Here is a 16,231-nt window from a genome sequence, read left to right as displayed (position 1 = left end):
GCGCAATTTCGCGAGAATTGTGCCTTCACCCGGGTGACGGTCGATTTCTCGCGAAATTGCGCCGCGTCGGGCCTCAGCCGAGCGCCGGGTCCCAGGACGATGCCAGGCGGGCCAGCGCGGTGCCGAGGCCGTTGGGACCGCGGAGAACGCTCGGTGCCGGGCCGAGCGGTGTGGGGCTGAGCGGTGTGGGGCTGAGCGGTGCCGGGCTGAGCGGTGCCGGGCCGAGCGGTGCCGGGCCGAGCGGTGTGGGGCTGAGCGGTGTGGGGCTGAGCGGTGCCGGGCCGAGCGGTGCCGGGCTGAGCGGTGTGGGGCTGAGCGAGGCATTTTGGCGCAGCTCGGAGTCGGAGTACCGCCGGCATTCCTGGTGCCAGTTCAGGATCCCCGCCATCCAGTCCTGCAGTTCGGCGGCGTAGCGTTCGAGCGCCGCGCGGGACTCGGTGTCCAGGTCGTACTCGTCGAACAACGCCGGCAGCTCGACTTCCACGGTGCGCTGGAACTGCTGCATCCGCGCGGTCATCAGCTCATGCACGACGTCGAATGCCCGATCCTGGTCGCAGTCCAGGAAGTTCTGCACCACCAGCACCGCGTTGTGCACCTCGCCCTCGTACTCGATCTCCTTGCGGTACGAGAAGACGTCGTTGAGCAGCGTCGCGTAGTCGGTCGCCGCGTTCGCCATGCTGCGGATCGTGCGGGTCCGGTAGATCTCCGGTGGCACCGCCTGCTTGTGGGAGAAGCGGGACAGGCTCATGGTGAGGTCCGAGCCGGAGGTCCGGCGCCGCATCTCGATGTAGTCGATCGGGTCCGGAATACGGTTCTGGCGGTGGTTGTCCAGCTCCCAGAGCCAGGAGTCGAGCATGACTTCCAGTGTCTTCCGGAAGGTCCGCCGCGCGTCGAGCGACATCGCGCCGGTGGTGCGCGCCCACAGGTCGGCCAGGCCGCGCTCCATCATGTTAACCGGGGTGATCGGGCTCGTGCCCTCGACGGGCATCAGCTCCTCCAGCCGGGCGTTGAGCGCCTTCGCCCCCGCGATGTCGCCGGTGCGGCCGAAGACTCGCGGGTAGTAGTCGTCGCCGTAGGTGCCCCACGTCAGCCAGGCCGAGGAAAGGTCGAGTTCCTCGACGGTGGCGTCCGGGTCGAGCCCGGCGGAGCAGTGCGGGAGGTCGTTGGCCCGCAGCATCTGCTCGTTCCAGACCTGCGGCATCTCGTCGAACATCCCCACGGCGCGGGCCCATTCGACGGTGTGCTCCCGCGAGACGTCGAGGTGCGGGCACATCGAAACCGCGTACGGCAGGTAGATCTCCCGCCGCCGGATCTCGCCCACCGGCTGGAACGGAACGTGGGTGAAGCTGCGCAATCGTTGCGGCGCGGTCGAAATCAGCGACGAGACGATGCGCGCCGCCGAGGTGCCCAGCCCCGTCGGCCCGGCCAGCACGGTCGGCCCGGCCAGCACGGTCGGCCCGGCCAGCACGGTCGGCCCGGCCAGCACGGTCGGCGTGGCGGAGCCGTCCGGATAGCGGCCGGACTGCACGTGCCACTCGTGGCCGCCGGACTGCCAGTCCTGCAGGCCCTTCACGTAGCCGAGCACCGCTAGCCGTCCGGCCGGGTCGATGCCGTGCTCGTCGAGCAGTCGCGGCACCTCCGTCACCGCGGTGTGCTCGAACTGGTGCAGCCGGGAGGTGAGCAGGTCGTTGACCGCGTCCGCGGCTTCCTGCGTCGTGCAGCCGAGGAATTTCTCGAAGACCAGCACGCCGTTGCTCAACTCGCCCTCGTCCTGCACCTCGCGCTCGTAGGAGAACAGGTCGTTGCGCAGGTGCACGGCGTCGGAGAAGGTGTCGCGCAGCACCTCCATCGGGCGGGTCGCGGCGACCTCGGCCGGAACCTCCGCGCCGACGGCGTGCTCAACCAGGTTCGCCGACCACGGCGCGCCGCCCACCTTGCGGCGCATCTCCACGTACTCGATGGGATTGGCCAGCCGGGCCTCGCTGATGTTGGCCAGTTCCCAAAGCGATTCGTCCAGCAGGTGCTTGGTGTTCTCGGCGAACCGCCGCCGCCAGTCCGGGCTCATCGCCGGTACCGTGCGGGCCCACAGGTCGGCCAGGCCGCGCTCCACCGGGTTCGTCGGTTCCGCCGTGATCGGGCCCTCGACCGGTATGAACGCGGGCAGCCGTCCGAGGTGCTCGCGCGCCCCGGCCAGGTCCGGATTCCGCTTGTAGAGCTCGACGAAGTGGTCGTCGAAGTAGAACACCCACACGTACCAGTCGGTGATCAGGTCCAGCTCCGGACCGTCCGCGTCCGGATGCGTGTACGCGCACAGCAGCGCGTAGTCGTGACGGTCGAAGTCCGCTTCGTCCCAGATCGGCTTGCCTTCTTGCGGCACGTCGATCATGTCCATCCCGTAGGCCCACGCCTTGCTGTGCTCGCGCGCCCGTCCGAGGTTCGGGTTCAGCCGCGCCGGGTAGGACAGGTAGAAATCTGGCAGTCGAAAGGGCTGCATTGGTTCGCGCACCTGACCTCTCTGCGATGGTCGCCGACCCTGGGCACGAAACCAGCGAAGGCCGCGACGGCCAATGCCCGCGGAACGGGTTGTACACGATCGGGATTCGGCGTCGCCCGACCAGCCCAGCGCGGCGCTGCGGTGAGTCACGCCTTCCGCTCGTGCACGACCACGCCGTCGACCATCGTCAGGTCCACCCGGCACTGCCCGATTTCCTCTGGTGGCAACGAGAACGGGTCTCGGTCTAGCACGACGAGATCGGCGGCCTTGCCCACTTCGACGGTGCCGGTGTCGCCGTCCACGTGGTTCACCCAGGCACTGCCCGCGGTGTAGGCGGCGAGCGCATCCACCAGGTCCAGTGCTTGTTCCGGCACGAACGGCGCATCGTCGGTGCCGGGTTCGCGCCGGTTGACCGCAACGTGCACCGCCCGCATCGGATCGGCCTCGGAGACCGGCCAGTCGCTGCCGGCGGCGAGCACCGCTCCGGCGGCGCGCAGCGACCGGAACGGGTACTGCCAACCGGCTCGCCGGTGTCCCAGGTGCGGCACGGTCAGCTCGGTCATGGCGGCATCGTTGACCGCCCAGCGGGGCTGGATCGTCGCGGTGACGCCGAGTTCGTGGAACCGCGGGACATCGCTTGGGTGCACCACCTGCACGTGGGCGATCTGGTGGCGCAGGCCCCGGCCGGTGGTGGCCGCGGCGAGCGCGTCCAGCACGTCGCGCACCGCTTGGTCGCCGATGGCGTGGAAGTGCAGCTGGAAGCCGTCGGAGGCGAGCTCGGGCACCACGGCCGAGAGGACACCGGGGTCCACGAAGGACATGCCGCGGCCGTGGTTGCCGAGGTAGGGCAGCTGCAGCGCCGCAGTGAAGCTCTCGCAAACCCCGTCCTGCATGATCTTCACCGCGTCGGCGCGGAACCGCCACCCGCGCGCCCGCCTGCGCCGCTGGCGGAGCTCCTCGATCTGTTCCCTGCCGCGAGCGCGGTCCCACCACAGCGCGCCTCGGACCTTGCCGGTCAGGAGGCTCTGCCGGTCGGCGCTCAGGTAGGTCTCCAGCGGGTCGTCGTAGCCGAGGTACGGGCCGATGATCGCGTCGTGCCAGGACGTCACCCCGCACGAATGCAGGTAGCGCTGCCCCTCCAGCAGCCCCGCGAGGTACTCCTGCGCGCCGGCCGGCGGCAGCACCTGCTCGACCAGGCGGGTGGCGCCCTCGTGCAGGGTCCCGGCGGGTTCGCCGGCGGCGTCGCGTTCGATCCGGCCGTCCGGCGGATCCGGAGTGTCCCGGTCGATCCCGGCCAGCCGCAGCGCCGCGGAATTCACCCACGCGCCGTGGTGGTCACGGTTGAGCAGGTACGCCGGACGGTCGCCGGTCACCGCGTCCAGGGCGGCGCGGTCGGGCGTGCCGTGCGGGAACTGCCCCGTGTCCCAGCCGCCGCCGAGCACCCAGCCCGCATCCGGCCGGAACTCGGCGATGAGCCGCAGGCAGCCGGCGGCGTCGAGGCATTCGGTGAGGTCGCAGCGCAGCCGCTCGATGCCGCCGTACACCGGGTGCACGTGCGCGTCGTGGAAACCGGGCAGCAGCAGCCGGCCGCCGAGGTCGATCACCTCGGTCGACGGGGTCAACCGGGCTCGTACGGCGGCGTCCCCGACGGCCGCGATCCGGCCGCCGCGCACCGTGACGGCGTCGGTGAACGAGCGCGCGGCGTCCATTGTGGCCACCGGTCCGCCCATGAAGGCCACCTCGCGCATGCAGAGATTGTCGCAGCATCACGCCGAGGAGTGGCCCGGTCTTCGGCGAACCAGAAGTCCGGCTCGCCGGGCCACTCCGCCCGGAGGCGTCCCCTCAGCGCGCGAGGCGCTGTCGGTCTCGCGCGAAATCGCGCCGGGCCGAGCGGGCTGTCAGCGGCCGTCGCCGGTGATGACCGCGACGGCCTGCTCGCGGGCGGACTCGTCGACCTCGGGGATCTGGAAGCTGCGGCTGCGGATGTGGGCCACCAGCTCCGCCTCCGGCGCGACGCCGTGCTGGCGCAGGTAGTAGCCGACCGCGCCGGGCCAGATCCAGCTGCCGTCGGTGTGGAAGGTCATTGGCACCGCCGGGCTGCGGTTCGGATCCAGCCGGTCGGTGTCGTAGCTGCGCGCGGCCAGCACGACCGGGGCCCGCTCCAGGTACTCCGCCACCTGGTCGAGCTCGGCCGGGTCGAGCCCCGGCCGCTCGGTGATCGGCCGTCCGCCATCGTCGAAGACCTCCGCGGTGCGCAGCCCCGGCCCGGTGCTCGGCGGCGCCAGCCAGTCCGGCGTGGCCGCCGCGGGGCGCGGGTAGCGGCGCAGCTCCTCGGCGAAGGCTTCGGGTGGGGGAGCGACGCGCCAGTTCGGCTCGTAGTCGCCGTTGAAGTCGACGGTGTAGCTACCCGGTCGCTGCAGCCGGTAGAGCGCGCTGATCCAGGTGCCGCGGTCGGGCTGGTACATGCCGTGGCGCAACTGCACGAACAGACCAGCGACTTCGGTGGGCACGGCCAGCGGGACGACCGTGCCGTTGGGGGCGAGCAGTTGCGCGACGAGTTCGTGGTGGTCGCCGAGTTCGCGGTATTCGACGGTGGTTTGCTGCCAGCCGGGAGGGAGGGAGCGCACGATGACGCGGCCGATCTCCTGGAGTAGCTGCTGCTGCGCGACGTCGTCCAGCGATCCCGGTCGGTCATGGGGTCCCGGTTGGCTCATGCCTGCATCCTCCCAGTCGCGCGGGAACCGTGGGAGCCGTTTCGGCCAAGTTCCGGTCCGGTTCGCGCGGCACCGTCGTACGTCGTGACCGGAAGCTTAAGACCCCGTCCGGGTGATCGTCGCGGCCCAGTTGATCACGTTTCGCAACAAGTTGTGACCCCCGAACTCCCAGGTAACCGGGGGGCAGGCACCCGTTCCGATGACGTAACGAGAGCGCTGAGCGCAGATTGTTGACAATCCGACGAGGTCCCGTTTAATTTCGAGCCATTCCAGCCGGACGCGGGAGGTGTGCTATGCGAACCGAGTCTTATCGCAACCCCAGTCCGGCTCGTTGGTTGTCTTCTTCCCCGCTTTGGCTGCGACATCACTGACCGGAGTCTTCGGCAGTGCCGGTGACGGCCGCGGGTGCCCCGCGGGTCGCCGCAACATCGATCACTGATGGATCCCGGGCGCGAGCGCCCGTGTCAGGTATGCGCTCTGAGAGGAGGTTCGGCCCGTGGCACTCGTCGACCGCGACCCGCTGATGAGGGTGATCTGGACGGACTCGGTGACCGGCTGCAACGGTTACCTGGTCGTGCACAGCTTGGTGTCCGGTCTCGCCACCGGCGGGACTCGGATGCGGGCCGGCTGCACCCTGTCCGAGGTGGAGGCACTGGCCCGAGGCATGGCGCGCAAGACTGCCGTGTTCGACCTGCCGGTCGGCGGCGCGAAGGGCGGCATCGACTGCGATCCGAAGGATCCCGCCGCCCGCGGCGTGCTGAGCCGTTTCGTTCAGGCGATGCGGCCGTGGCTCGATGCGCACTGGGTCACGGCCGAAGACCTCGGGGTGCCGCAGCACTTGATCGACGAGGTGTTCGCCGAGGCCGGACTGCACCAGTCCTACCATGCGGCGATCCGCCGGGCGCCGGACGCGGAGCGCACGCTTCGCCGGGTTCGCGCCGGGCTCAACGCGCCGGTGCCGGGCGGCCTGCTCCTCGGCGACGTGGTCGGCGGCTACGGCGTCGCGCAGAGCTGCCTGGGCGTCGTGCACGCCCGCGGCTGGGCGCAGCAGGAGACCACAGTGGCCGTGCAGGGCGTCGGCACGATGGGCGGCGGCGCGGCCTACTACCTGCACGAGGCGGGGCTCAAGGTCGTCGCGCTGGCCGACGCGGCGGGCACCCTGTTCCACCCGGACGGGCTGGATGTCCCAGCGCTGCTGGAAACCCGCGACCGCTTCGGCGAGATCGACCGGGCCCAGGTGCCGCCGGACGTCCAGCGGCTGCCGCGCGAAGCCGTCCTCTCCGTCGAGGTGGACGTGCTGATCCCGGCCGCGGTCTCGTTCACGATCAAGGCGCCGCAGGTGCCGGAGATCGCCGCGAAGGTGATCATCGAGGCGGCCAACACCCCGGTCACCTCGGACGCCGAGGAAATGCTCGCGACACGCGGCATTCCGGTGATCCCGGACTTCGTCGCCAACGCCGGCGCGGTGGCTTGGGCGTGGTGGTTGCTGCTCGGGCGGGTCGATGCCGATCCGGTGCTCTCGTTCCAGGTGTTGCGCGAGGAGATGCTGGCCAAGATCCCGCCGCTGCTGGCGGCTTGGGACACCGAGGGGCGCACGCCGCGGACCGCAGCACTGCTGCTCGCCGAGCACCGGAACGAGGAGAATCGGGCCGCTGAGGCGGCTGGTCGCGGGCTGCTGAGCATCCCCTGACGCCAGCGGTTTCGAGGTGCTGCGACTGCGGGTTGGCTCGTTGCTGACACGGGGCAATCGATGTGTGACAACCCGCAGTCGGAGTGCTAGCTTTGCGGTGGTTGCAGTTTTGGTCCCAGCAGTACTGGAAAGTGCCTGCCAGAACGCAGGCACTTTTTTTGTGCCGTGGTGCTCCGCAGCAGCGTTGGGCACCGGGTGATCAGCTCGGCGACCGGGGGTCTGCGCAGTGTCGACCCTGGCCAGCAGAATCAGGAGAAACAAGGAATGGCTACCGGTAAGGTGAAGTGGTTCAACGCGGAGAAGGGCTACGGGTTCATCACCCCCGACGGCGGTGGCGCTGACGTCTTCGCCCACTACTCCGCGATCCAGTCCACCGGTTTCCGCACGCTGGAGGAAGAGCAGCGGGTGGAGTTCGAGATCGCTCAGGGGCCGAAGGGTCCGCAGGCCGCGGACATCCGCGTGATCTGAACCAGGTCGTGCCGGACAGGCATGACGACGCATCGGAGAGAGCTCTGATGCCGCCTCCGATGGGCGGCAGATCCGGGCCGCCTGCGGTGCCGGTCTGCCGCCGAGGAGGACAACCCTTTTCACTCATTAAGGGGTACGTTGCCGGGGTACGCTTCCAGCCCGCTGACGTTTAACCCGGTGCGAGGTCGAAGTGCCCCTGCGTGTGGTTGTCGCCGGTGCGACCGGCGTGGTCGGGAGAACACTGCTTCCGCTGCTGCGGGAACGCGGTCATCACGTGACCGCGCTCGTCCGCCACGCGGACCGGCTGGACGGCGCGGCTCCGGCCGACGACGTCGCAGTCGCCGACCTGTTGGATTCGGCCGGATTGCGCCGGGAATTGCGCCGCGTCGAGCCGGACGTGGTCATCGACCAGACGTCCGGCTTCGGAAGAGCCGACCTGGACGAGGGCTTGCGGCGCACCGCGCAGTTGCGCGAGCGCGGGTCCCGGAATCTGGTCGAGGCCGCCGTCGAGGTGGGCGCGCGGCGCATCATCGGTCAGAGCATGACCGCCGCCTACCGCCCGCACGGGCACGACGTGCTGGACGAGGAATCACCACTGTGGACAGACGCGCCGGGCTGCTGGGGCGACGCGGTCCGAGCCCTTGCGGCGATAGAAGAAGCGGTGCTGACCTGTCCGGACATCGAGGGCGTCGCGCTGCGCTACGGCGCGCTGTACGGCCCGAACACCCACTACGCGCCGGGCGGGACGATCCACGCGCGGGTCTGCGGCAGCGCGCTACCGCTGGTGGACGACGGCGTCGGCCTGACGTCGTTCACCCACGTCGACGACGCGGCCGGGGCGGTGCTCGCGTTGGTCACCGGCGGTGAGCCAGGCGCCTACAACGTCGTGGACAACGAGCCCGCCGAATCGATGGAATGGTTACCGGCCTACGCGCGGATGGCGGGCGGCCCGGCCCCGGTTTCGCTGACCATGGACCAGGCCAGGGCGCAGTTGGACTGGTTGACCGTGCACCAGCTGACCGAGCAGCGCGGTGCCACCAACTTCCGATTACGCGAAACGCTGGGCTGGCGGCCGATGTGGCCGAGCTGGCGCGAGGGATTTGCCGCCTTGTTCGGCCTTTGGTCCGGATAGTCGCGGGTGAACTGCGGCGTCGCTCGGCGGGTGGGCCATGATCGTTCCCGCGCGAGCAAGCGCACACTGCGGTCCTGGAGCTGGGAGATCCGCAGTGGCACGGGTTAGGTTCAGAAGTAAGACCATGCGCCCCGAGGCCGGAGACGAGAGCAGCCGATGACCGCCACTGACGTGCACCCGCTGCGGGAGCTGTTGCCGGAAGGCCGCGTGTTCGACGACGTCGACGTGCTGGAGGCCCACCGCAGGGACCGGGCCACCTTCTGCCCGGCCGGAAAACCATCGGTGCTGGTCCGCGCGCGGTCCACTGAGGACGTCGCGACGACGCTGAAATGGGCGCACGAGAACCGGGTTCCGGTGGTGCCGCAGGGCGCGCGCTCCGGGCTGTCCGGTGCGGCCAACGCCATCGACGGCTGCATCCTGCTCTCGCTGGAGAAGATGGACCAGATCGTCGAGATCGACACCGGCGAGCAGATCGCCGTCGTGCAGCCCGGCGTTGTCAACGGCGTGTTCGCGGCGAAGGCCGCCGAGCACGGGCTGTTCTACCCGCCCGACCCGGGTTCCCGCAGCATCTCTACCATCGGTGGCAACGTGGCCACCAACGCCGGGGGCATGTGCTGCGTGAAGTACGGCGTGACCGGCGACTTCGTGCGCGGCCTGGAGGTGGTGCTCGCCGACGGCCGGGTGATGCGCACGGGGCGCCGCACCGCCAAAGGCGTCGCCGGCTACGACCTGACCCGGCTGATGGTCGGCTCCGAGGGAACCCTCGGCGTGGTCACCGAGGTCACCGTCGCGCTGCGGCCGGCCGCAGCGCAGCCGCTGACCGCGGTCGCGTTCTTCCCGACGATCGCCGACGCGGCCCGCGCCGTCGCCGGATACCTGGGGGAGGGCTACCGGCCGTCGGTGCTGGAGTTCATGGACGCCCCGACGGTGCGCGCGGTGCAGCGCATCGCAGACCTCGGCTTCCCGGACGGCGTGGCAGGAATGCTCCTCGTGCAGTCCGACCGCGGCGAGGCCGCTCCGGCCGACCTGGCGGCCTTCGAGCGCGTGGCTCGTTCCTTCGCCGCCACCGAGGTGGTCGTCGCGGACGACCCGGCCGAGGGCGAGCTCCTGATGCGGGCCCGGCGGCTGGTCGGGGACGCCCACGAGAAGCTCGGCCTGTCGCTGCTGGTCGACGACGTGTGCGTACCCCGGCGGCGGCTGGTGGACCTGGTCGAGGGACTGGGGAGGATCGCGGAGCAGCACCGGGTGCAGGTGCTGTGCGCCGGGCATGCCGGCGACGGCAACATGCATCCGGTCGTCGCCTTCGATTCCGACGCCCCGGACGAGGTGGTCCGCGCGCAGCACGCGTTCGACGCGATCATGGAACTGGGGCTGGAGCTCGGCGGCACCATCACCGGTGAGCACGGCGTCGGCCACCTCAAGCGGCGCTGGCTGGGTGAGGAGCTCGACAACGCGGGCCTATGGACCCAGCGAACGATCAAGAACGCCCTCGACCCCCACGGCATCCTCAACCCCGGCCGAGTCCTGCCCGACCCGGTGTGAGAGCCTGTTGGTGAATGGTCTGGGTGGGTGGTCGCTTAGCGGAACCTGAGAGGTTCCCTGGACTGCGGGTGCCCCTCCTGATGTATGTCCAATACGCGGCGGAGGGGCCGTCCTCGCCAGAAAACCTCTCAGAACCCGCCGATGGTCGTCTTGGCAAGGTGAATGCAAGCGGCTACGCCGCTTCCAAAGGCGCGGACGGCATTCGCCGACAGGCTCTGAGGCGATTTCAATCGGAAATCAGCGCGCCGATTCGCATTGAGCCCATCCTGGCCGATCCGCAGCCGCGACGCTGGAAGCCCCATCGGTACGGGGCTGCCGCAAGCGGCGTAGCCGCCTCGGCCCACCTCGCAACTGGCACCGCCGCGGGTTCTCAGCGGTCTTCTCGACGGCGTCGAAGCCGGAGTCGCATACCACACTGCCCCAACTGCCAACCCTGATCCGCCCAGCCCGCAGGTGCGGACAATTTCGCGAGAAATCGCACCAACCCCTGATGAAGCGACCCACCACGTTCCGTGATCACCCCGCGCCGTGCCGTGGGGCGGGGTGCAATTTCGCGAGAAATTGACGTTCACCCGGGTGACGGTCAATTTCTCGCGAAATTGCGCCAACCCCGGCTGGCGGGGCTGGCTTCAGTGCTCGGCGGCGGCGCTGCGGGCCTCGGCGAGGCTCCGCAAGATCGGGTCGACCAGCACGATGCCGACCGAGAGGCCAGCCCGGACGCGTGGTCATACGTGCGTCCGGGCTCCCACAGCCGAGAAGGCCGCTGGGGTTCCGTTACCCGCACCGCTACGCAAGAAGAGGTTGGAGAACGCTCGCTGGAATCGCCGGTGGACCGGTCAGTCGTGGTCGTAGGAGTCGTCCACCGGGACCGGGCGGTGCTGGTCGGCGAGGTCCGCGGGGTCGGCGTCGAGGGGGACCTCGATCTGTTCCGGCTCTTCCTCGTCGGGCATTTCCTCGGCTTGGCGCGCCTGTTCGGCGGCGTCGGCTTCCGGGGTTTCGGGGTCCATCGATTCCTCCAGTCGGTTGCTGGCCGGATCAACCGCAACGGTAACGAGCCCGGCCACACGGCGCGCGGCTCACGGCGACAACCGCGCGAGTTGGTCGCCCAGGTCGTGCAGCCGGTGGAGACCCTCCAAGCGGCGCAGCCATGACTGCGGCCAGCCAGCGGCGCCGCGCATGGCCCCGGTGAGCGCCGCCGCCATGCTGGCGATGGTGTCGGTGTCGCCGCCGGCCCGGATGCACTGCCGCACGACGTCGACCGGGCTTTCGGCGTGGCCGAGGAACGCCCACAGCGCCAGCGGCACCGAATGCGTGGCCCGCACGTCGTTGCCGAGCTCCTCGGCGGCGCGGTGCGGGTCCCGGTGCCCAAGCTGTGCGGCGACCGCTTGCAGCCGCCGCACCCACCCCGGTTCGTGGATGACGTGGGCCAGCTTGCGCAGGAAAGATTCCGGGTCGAGCGACCCGCGGGTGTGCAGGGCCAGGTACGCGCTGCAGGCCTGCACCGCCGCGCCTTCCTGCCCGTCGGGGTGGCCATGGGTCACCGATGCCGCGCGGCGGCCCAGTTCCGCGGCGTGGTGGGCGCTTTGCGCGGCCAACGCCACCGGCGCGCAGCGCATCGCGGCGCCGTTGCCGAACGAACCCTGCCCGCGGAACATCGACACGGCCGCATCCCGCCACGGCACGCCCGAGTTGAGCTGCCCGAATAGGTCCGCCGCCGAGGTTGCGAATCCGCGCCACGGTTCCCGGTTCCAGGCGCAGGCGAGGGCGGCGGCGAGCTCGCCCTCGTCTAGCAGGTGCCCGCCGAGGCGGGCACGCTCCAGCAGGTGTTTGGCCACGGCGATGGTCAGCGCGGTGTCGTCGGTGTAGCGCAGCTGGTGGTTGGAGTGCTCGAACTCCCGCAAGGTCAGCTCGCTGACCGATGGCTTGCCTTCGAACGGGGCGCCCATGGCGTCGCCGAGTCCGACTCCTGTGAACAACCCGCGGGCGCGGTCGTGCGCCGACGCGAAACCGGTCGAGTTCACCCGCGACCTCCCGAGGACACAGGTTGTTGCCGTCAACGGTACGCCCAGCGCGGGGGAATGGACGTGGTCAACCTCCCGCCTTCCCCGGATAGCCGCTGCCTCGAACGCGCTCGAACGCGCTTTCAACCTGGGAGAAAATGGTGTCGGCCGTCCTGGGCGCCCTGATCGTCTTGTCCGCCGTGGCAGCCTTGGCCGGCTGGCGGTGGTCCCGTCCGCACGGCGCGGCGCGCACAACCTCGTTGCGGCATCCGGGTTTCTGGCTTGCTCGTGGTGTCGGGTGCGGTCTACGTGAACCAGGTGTTGTGTACGGTCTACTTGATGCGGGTGTGGCACGGCGCGAAACGATCTCGGCATTGTCGGTCTGGGCCCGCGGAACTCGTCCTCGCGCTGGTGTTGGGCGCGGCGGCCTCTTGCGCCGGATTCCTGGCCGTCGGCGGATATCCCGAAGCCCGGATGCTCGCTGCCGCCGACACGCTCCTCGTCCTAGCCAGCGGTGTGCGGTGCTCGACCGGGTTGTTGTCGCCAGGTGAGCGGGACCCAGGGGTCCCGCTCACCTGAGGCGTTCAGCCGATGGATCGGCCCGCGTACTCCGGCGCGGGCTCGGCCAGGTCGGCGAACCGCTCCGCCACAGCCGTCGGGAACGGAGTCGTGCCGCCCTGCTGGCCGTTCACGTGCAGCGCCATGATCTCCTCGGTCGCCACCAATGCACCGTCGACCGACATCTCGTGGCAGATGTGAACCTTTTTGGCGCCAGTGCTCACGATGCGGCTGGTCACCACCAGGTCCGAAGCCGACTTGACCTCCCGCAGGTAACGCACGTGGGCCTCCACCGTGTAAAGCGAGCAGCCCGTGTCGGTGCGGTAGGACGCGTCCAGCCCCACCTGATCCATCACCGCGTCGGTGGCGAACCCGAACACCAGCACGTAGTAGGCCTCGCTGAGGTGGCCGTTGTAGTCGATCCACTCCGGACGGACCCGCTGCCGGTACTCCCGCAGCCCGGTCACGGCTTGCCGTTGCGCACGCCATCGATCGCACGCATGACGGCGATCACCGCGAGGTCGCGGTCGGCGATCAGTTCGGCGATGCTGCGGCCGTCGGCGGCCTCCTCGCAGCCCTTGACCATGGCGTCGCGCAGCTCGTCGGTGAGCTCCGGCGCCTCCAGCCGGGTCCACGGCGACTTCAGCGACGGGCCGAAGTGGTCCAGCATGTGCGCCATGCCGCCCTCACCACCGGCAAGGTGGAAGGTCAGGCACGGTCCGAGCAGCGGCCAGCGCAGGCCGGGCCCTTCGGTGATCGAAGCGTCGATCTGCGCCGGTGTGGCCTCGCCGTTGGCGACCATGTGCAGCGCCTCGCGCCAGATCGCCTCCTGCAGCCGGTTGGCGATGAAGCCCGGAACCTCGCGGTCCATGGTGATCACCGACTTGCCGGCGACCTCGAAGAACTCCGCTGCCCACTGCACCGCCCACGGCTCGGTCCGCTCGCCGCCGACGACCTCGACCAGCGGGATGAGGTATGGCGGGTTGAACGGGTGCCCGACCACGAACCGCTGCGGCATCGGGCAGTCCACCTGCATCTCGGTCATGCCGTAGCCGGAGGTGGACGACGAGACCACGACGCCCGCCGGGGTCGCCGCGTCGATGCGGGCCAGCAGATCCCGTTTGAGCGCAAGGTCTTCCGGCGCGCTCTCCTGCACGAAATCGGCCTCGGCGACGGCTTCTGCCAGAGTCGGGGCGATGACGAGGTTGTCGCAGGAGGCGCCGTCGGCCAACCCGAGTTCGATCAGGGCGGGCCACGCGGCGTCGACCAGCCGACGCAGCTTGGCCTCGAAGTCCGGGGCCGGGTCCCACGCGGTCACCTGGTAGCCGCGCGCCAGGAAGTGCGCGACCCAACCGCCGCCGATGACACCGGCACCGATGCACGTGACCCGCCGCACCGCCGCGGGGGAGGGGGTGTTCTCGTTCAACTTGGGATTCCTTTTCGAGGTCGTCTTCGACGCGGCCGCAGCCGCTCGCGTCGGGGGCGGCGATTTCGCGCGAAATCGCCAGTCTGCACGGGGGACGGGCGGCGATTTCGCGCGAAATCGGCGGTCTGCACGGGGGACGGATGGCGATTTCGCGCGAAATCGCCAGGGCCTACGGAACGTCTGGTGTCAACGCTTCTCGAGGCCGAGCTGTTCGCGGGCCTGGTCCGGGGTGGCGACCCGGATGCCCATGCCCTCGACGATCGTCACCGCGCGTTCGACCAGCTGTCCGTTGGTGGCCTTGACCCCCCGGCTCAGGTAGAGGTTGTCCTCCAGGCCGACGCGGACGTTGCCGCCCAGCGCGGCCGTCAGGCCCACCCAGCGCAGCTGGTCGCGGCCGATGGCGAAGCTCGCCCAGTTCGCGCCGGCGGGCAGCATGTGCACCATCGCCTGCAGCAGGCCCGGGTCCGGCGGGGCGCCCCACGGGATGCCCGCGCACAGCTGAAACAGCGGCGGGTCGTCGATCAGACCCTCCTCGATCAGCTTGGTGGCGAACCACAGGTTGCCGGAGTCGAAGATCTCCAGCTCCGGCTTGACGCCCAGCTCCTGGATCCGCTTGGCGCCGGCGCGCAGCATGTCCGGGGTGGAGATGTAGAGCTGGCTGCCCTCCCCGAAGTTCAGCGAACCGCAGTCCAGCGTGCAGATGTCCGGCAACAGCTCCTCGACGTGCGGCAGCCGGTCCAGGCCGTTGACCAGGTCGGTGCCGTCCACCGGCTTGAGCGGGTCGTCGACGTCGATGACCAGGTCGCCGCCCATCCCTGCGGTCAGGTTGATGACCACGTCGATCCCGGTCTCCTTGATCCGCTCCACCGCCTCGCGGTAGAGCGACACGTCGCGGGAGCCCTGCCCGGTCTCGATGTTGCGGACGTGGATGTGCACCACGGCTGCGCCGGCCGCGGCGGCCTCCACCGCGGACTTGGCGATCTGCTCCGGGGTGACCGGGACGAACTCGCTCTTGCCGGTGGTGTCACCGGCGCCGGTGAGCGCGGCGGTGATGATCACTTCGTTGCCCATGGGGCTCTCCCTTCCGTGGGGGCGGCTGATCGCCCGGGCGCACCGGAATCCGCGCCCGGGTGGGGTCTTTCACTTCAATGCCGGACGATCTCGCGCTCGACGAACTCGCGCAGCACCCGCCGCATCCGCTCCACCGACCGGCCGGGCCGCCCGGCGAGCACCTGGATGCCCAGCCCGTCGATGAGCGCGGTCAGCGTCACGGTGAGCTCTTCCGCGTCGGTGTCGGTGAACACGCCCTGCTGCTGGCCCTGCCGGATGGTGCGGGCGATCGTGTCGTGCCAGCGCGTGTAGGAATCGCTGTGCAGCACCTGGAGATCTGGGTTCAGGGCGCTCTCGGTCCACACCTGCAGCCAGATCGACCACTCCGCGCGCAGCAGGCCCGGCGTGGGCAGCTGGAGCTCCACCAGCCTCAGCAGGCGTTCGTGGGCGTCCTCGATGCTGTGCAGCTCGGCGACCTGCCGGTCGAAGGCCAGCCGCACCGAGTAGCGGAGGGTCTCGGTGAGCAGGTCGTTGCGGCCGGGGAAGTAGTAGTGGATGGTCGCGGCGCTGGTGCCGCAGGCCTTGGCGACGTCGGCGACCCGCACCGAGTGGTAGCCGCGCTCGGCGATCAGCGTCCAGGCGGCGTCGAGGATCTGCTGGTACCGGCCCGCTTCGCGGAGGTCGCCGGGTTCGCGCCCGGGCCGTGCGGTGCGCTGCGGCGCGGCGGCAACCGTCTCGATGTCGTCGCCGCCGTTGATCAGCCAGTTCACCGTGACGCCGGTGAGCTCGGCGATCCGGGTGAGCTCGACCGGGGTGAACCGGCGGGTCCCGGTCAGCGACTTGGAGAGCTTCGTTGGGTCCAGTCCGATTCGCTCGGCGAAGGCACGCTGGCTCCCGGGATACTTGCGCAACACATCGCGCACTCGCTGGCGCAACGTGGCCGTCGTGTCTTCCACGGGACGGAACGCTAACAGCACGTTGCGAGAATCGCAATGAACTGTTCGTGTTGCGATCCCGGTGGGTTGCCGTGGGCTGCCTCGCATTAGAGCAACATGCCTAGCCAATCGCGTTAACATGGCCCGTGGCGACGATCACGCATGGAGTGGGTTGTGATTGATAAGTCAGTCGGTCGCAATGCCGGTGCGAGTCTCGGATGG

Annotated in this window: 14 protein-coding genes; 5 read left to right on the top strand and 9 right to left on the bottom strand. The window is 69.9% G+C overall.

Features of this window, described 5'->3' with window-relative positions:
* Positions 1-73: 73 nt before the first annotated feature.
* The 3 genes from FDZ84_RS35970 to FDZ84_RS35960 all read right to left on the bottom strand — a co-directional run bounded on the left by FDZ84_RS35970 (position 74) and on the right by FDZ84_RS35960 (position 5,208).
* A complete protein-coding gene (locus tag FDZ84_RS35970) occupies positions 74-2,494 on the bottom strand; it encodes a germacradienol/geosmin synthase (RefSeq protein ID WP_168589464.1) in 2,421 nt (806 codons plus the stop codon).
* Between the two features lie 146 nt (positions 2,495-2,640).
* Complete coding sequence (locus tag FDZ84_RS35965; protein WP_168589463.1) at positions 2,641-4,242, bottom strand: amidohydrolase; 1,602 nt, start codon at positions 4,240-4,242, stop codon at positions 2,641-2,643.
* Positions 4,243-4,392: 150 nt separating this feature from the next.
* Positions 4,393-5,208 (bottom strand): hypothetical protein, encoded by an 816-nt coding sequence (locus FDZ84_RS35960; protein ID WP_168589462.1) that lies wholly within the window; start codon positions 5,206-5,208, stop codon positions 4,393-4,395.
* 523 nt (positions 5,209-5,731) lie between these two features.
* Between FDZ84_RS35960 and FDZ84_RS35955 the strand changes: the two genes are divergently transcribed.
* The 4 genes from FDZ84_RS35955 to FDZ84_RS35940 all read left to right on the top strand — a co-directional run bounded on the left by FDZ84_RS35955 (position 5,732) and on the right by FDZ84_RS35940 (position 10,040).
* The gene (locus tag FDZ84_RS35955; RefSeq protein ID WP_168590607.1) at positions 5,732-6,898 is read left to right on the top strand and encodes a Glu/Leu/Phe/Val dehydrogenase; all 1,167 of its coding nucleotides are present in this window, start codon (positions 5,732-5,734) and stop codon (positions 6,896-6,898) included.
* A 264-nt stretch (positions 6,899-7,162) separates the two neighbouring features.
* Positions 7,163-7,366, top strand: a complete 204-nt coding sequence (locus FDZ84_RS35950; protein WP_168589461.1) for a cold-shock protein — start codon at positions 7,163-7,165, stop codon at positions 7,364-7,366.
* A gap of 190 nt (positions 7,367-7,556) precedes the next feature.
* Positions 7,557-8,498, top strand: coding sequence for an NAD(P)-dependent oxidoreductase (locus FDZ84_RS35945; protein WP_246868669.1), 942 nt, complete (start codon positions 7,557-7,559; stop codon positions 8,496-8,498).
* Positions 8,499-8,654: 156 nt separating this feature from the next.
* Positions 8,655-10,040 (top strand): FAD-binding oxidoreductase, encoded by a 1,386-nt coding sequence (locus tag FDZ84_RS35940; protein WP_168589460.1) that lies wholly within the window; start codon positions 8,655-8,657, stop codon positions 10,038-10,040.
* An 836-nt stretch (positions 10,041-10,876) separates the two neighbouring features.
* Here the strand turns inward: FDZ84_RS35940 and FDZ84_RS35935 are convergent.
* Together FDZ84_RS35935 and FDZ84_RS35930 are read right to left on the bottom strand one after the other, a co-directional pair.
* Positions 10,877-11,047 (bottom strand): hypothetical protein, encoded by a 171-nt coding sequence (locus FDZ84_RS35935; RefSeq protein WP_168589459.1) that lies wholly within the window; start codon positions 11,045-11,047, stop codon positions 10,877-10,879.
* A 69-nt stretch (positions 11,048-11,116) separates the two neighbouring features.
* Complete coding sequence (locus FDZ84_RS35930) at positions 11,117-12,061, bottom strand: ADP-ribosylglycohydrolase family protein (RefSeq protein ID WP_210435332.1); 945 nt, start codon at positions 12,059-12,061, stop codon at positions 11,117-11,119.
* A gap of 261 nt (positions 12,062-12,322) precedes the next feature.
* On the opposite strand from FDZ84_RS35930, the gene FDZ84_RS35925 reads away from it, so the two are divergent.
* On the top strand, positions 12,323-12,619 hold the full coding sequence (locus FDZ84_RS35925) for a hypothetical protein (protein WP_168584148.1): 297 nt from the start codon (positions 12,323-12,325) through the stop codon (positions 12,617-12,619).
* Positions 12,620-12,624: 5 nt separating this feature from the next.
* Here FDZ84_RS35925 and FDZ84_RS35920 read toward each other — a convergent pair whose 3' ends face one another.
* The 4 genes from FDZ84_RS35920 to FDZ84_RS35905 form a co-directional block, all read right to left on the bottom strand.
* Positions 12,625-13,056 (bottom strand): thioesterase family protein, encoded by a 432-nt coding sequence (locus FDZ84_RS35920; protein ID WP_210435817.1) that lies wholly within the window; start codon positions 13,054-13,056, stop codon positions 12,625-12,627.
* 5 nt (positions 13,057-13,061) lie between these two features.
* Positions 13,062-14,024, bottom strand: a complete 963-nt coding sequence (locus tag FDZ84_RS35915; protein WP_168589456.1) for a 3-hydroxyacyl-CoA dehydrogenase NAD-binding domain-containing protein — start codon at positions 14,022-14,024, stop codon at positions 13,062-13,064.
* A gap of 186 nt (positions 14,025-14,210) precedes the next feature.
* Positions 14,211-15,095, bottom strand: a complete 885-nt coding sequence (locus FDZ84_RS35910) for a 3-keto-5-aminohexanoate cleavage protein (RefSeq protein ID WP_168589455.1) — start codon at positions 15,093-15,095, stop codon at positions 14,211-14,213.
* Positions 15,096-15,169: 74 nt separating this feature from the next.
* Positions 15,170-16,030 (bottom strand): TetR/AcrR family transcriptional regulator, encoded by an 861-nt coding sequence (locus FDZ84_RS35905; protein ID WP_168589454.1) that lies wholly within the window; start codon positions 16,028-16,030, stop codon positions 15,170-15,172.
* Positions 16,031-16,231: the final 201 nt, after the last annotated feature.

It is taken from the genome of Saccharopolyspora sp. ASAGF58 (genome assembly GCF_012277335.1).
Classification (GTDB): Bacteria; Actinomycetota; Actinomycetes; order Mycobacteriales; family Pseudonocardiaceae; genus Saccharopolyspora; species Saccharopolyspora hattusasensis.
This window is presented reverse-complemented; position numbering and strand designations above follow the sequence as displayed.

Excerpts from the sequence above, each read along its gene's own strand:
- FDZ84_RS35970 (WP_168589464.1), bottom strand. The coding sequence starts at position 2,494 with ATGCAGCCCTTTCGACTGCCAGATTTCTACCTGTCCTACCCGGCGCGG.
- FDZ84_RS35910 (WP_168589455.1), bottom strand. The coding sequence starts at position 15,095 with ATGGGCAACGAAGTGATCATCACCGCCGCGCTCACCGGCGCCGGTGAC.
- FDZ84_RS35965 (WP_168589463.1), bottom strand. The coding sequence starts at position 4,242 with ATGCGCGAGGTGGCCTTCATGGGCGGACCGGTGGCCACAATGGACGCC.
- FDZ84_RS35950 (WP_168589461.1), top strand. The coding sequence starts at position 7,163 with ATGGCTACCGGTAAGGTGAAGTGGTTCAACGCGGAGAAGGGCTACGGG.
- FDZ84_RS35935 (WP_168589459.1), bottom strand. The coding sequence starts at position 11,047 with ATGGACCCCGAAACCCCGGAAGCCGACGCCGCCGAACAGGCGCGCCAA.
- FDZ84_RS35955 (WP_168590607.1), top strand. The coding sequence starts at position 5,732 with ATGAGGGTGATCTGGACGGACTCGGTGACCGGCTGCAACGGTTACCTG.
- FDZ84_RS35940 (WP_168589460.1), top strand. The coding sequence starts at position 8,655 with ATGACCGCCACTGACGTGCACCCGCTGCGGGAGCTGTTGCCGGAAGGC.
- FDZ84_RS35960 (WP_168589462.1), bottom strand. The coding sequence starts at position 5,208 with ATGAGCCAACCGGGACCCCATGACCGACCGGGATCGCTGGACGACGTC.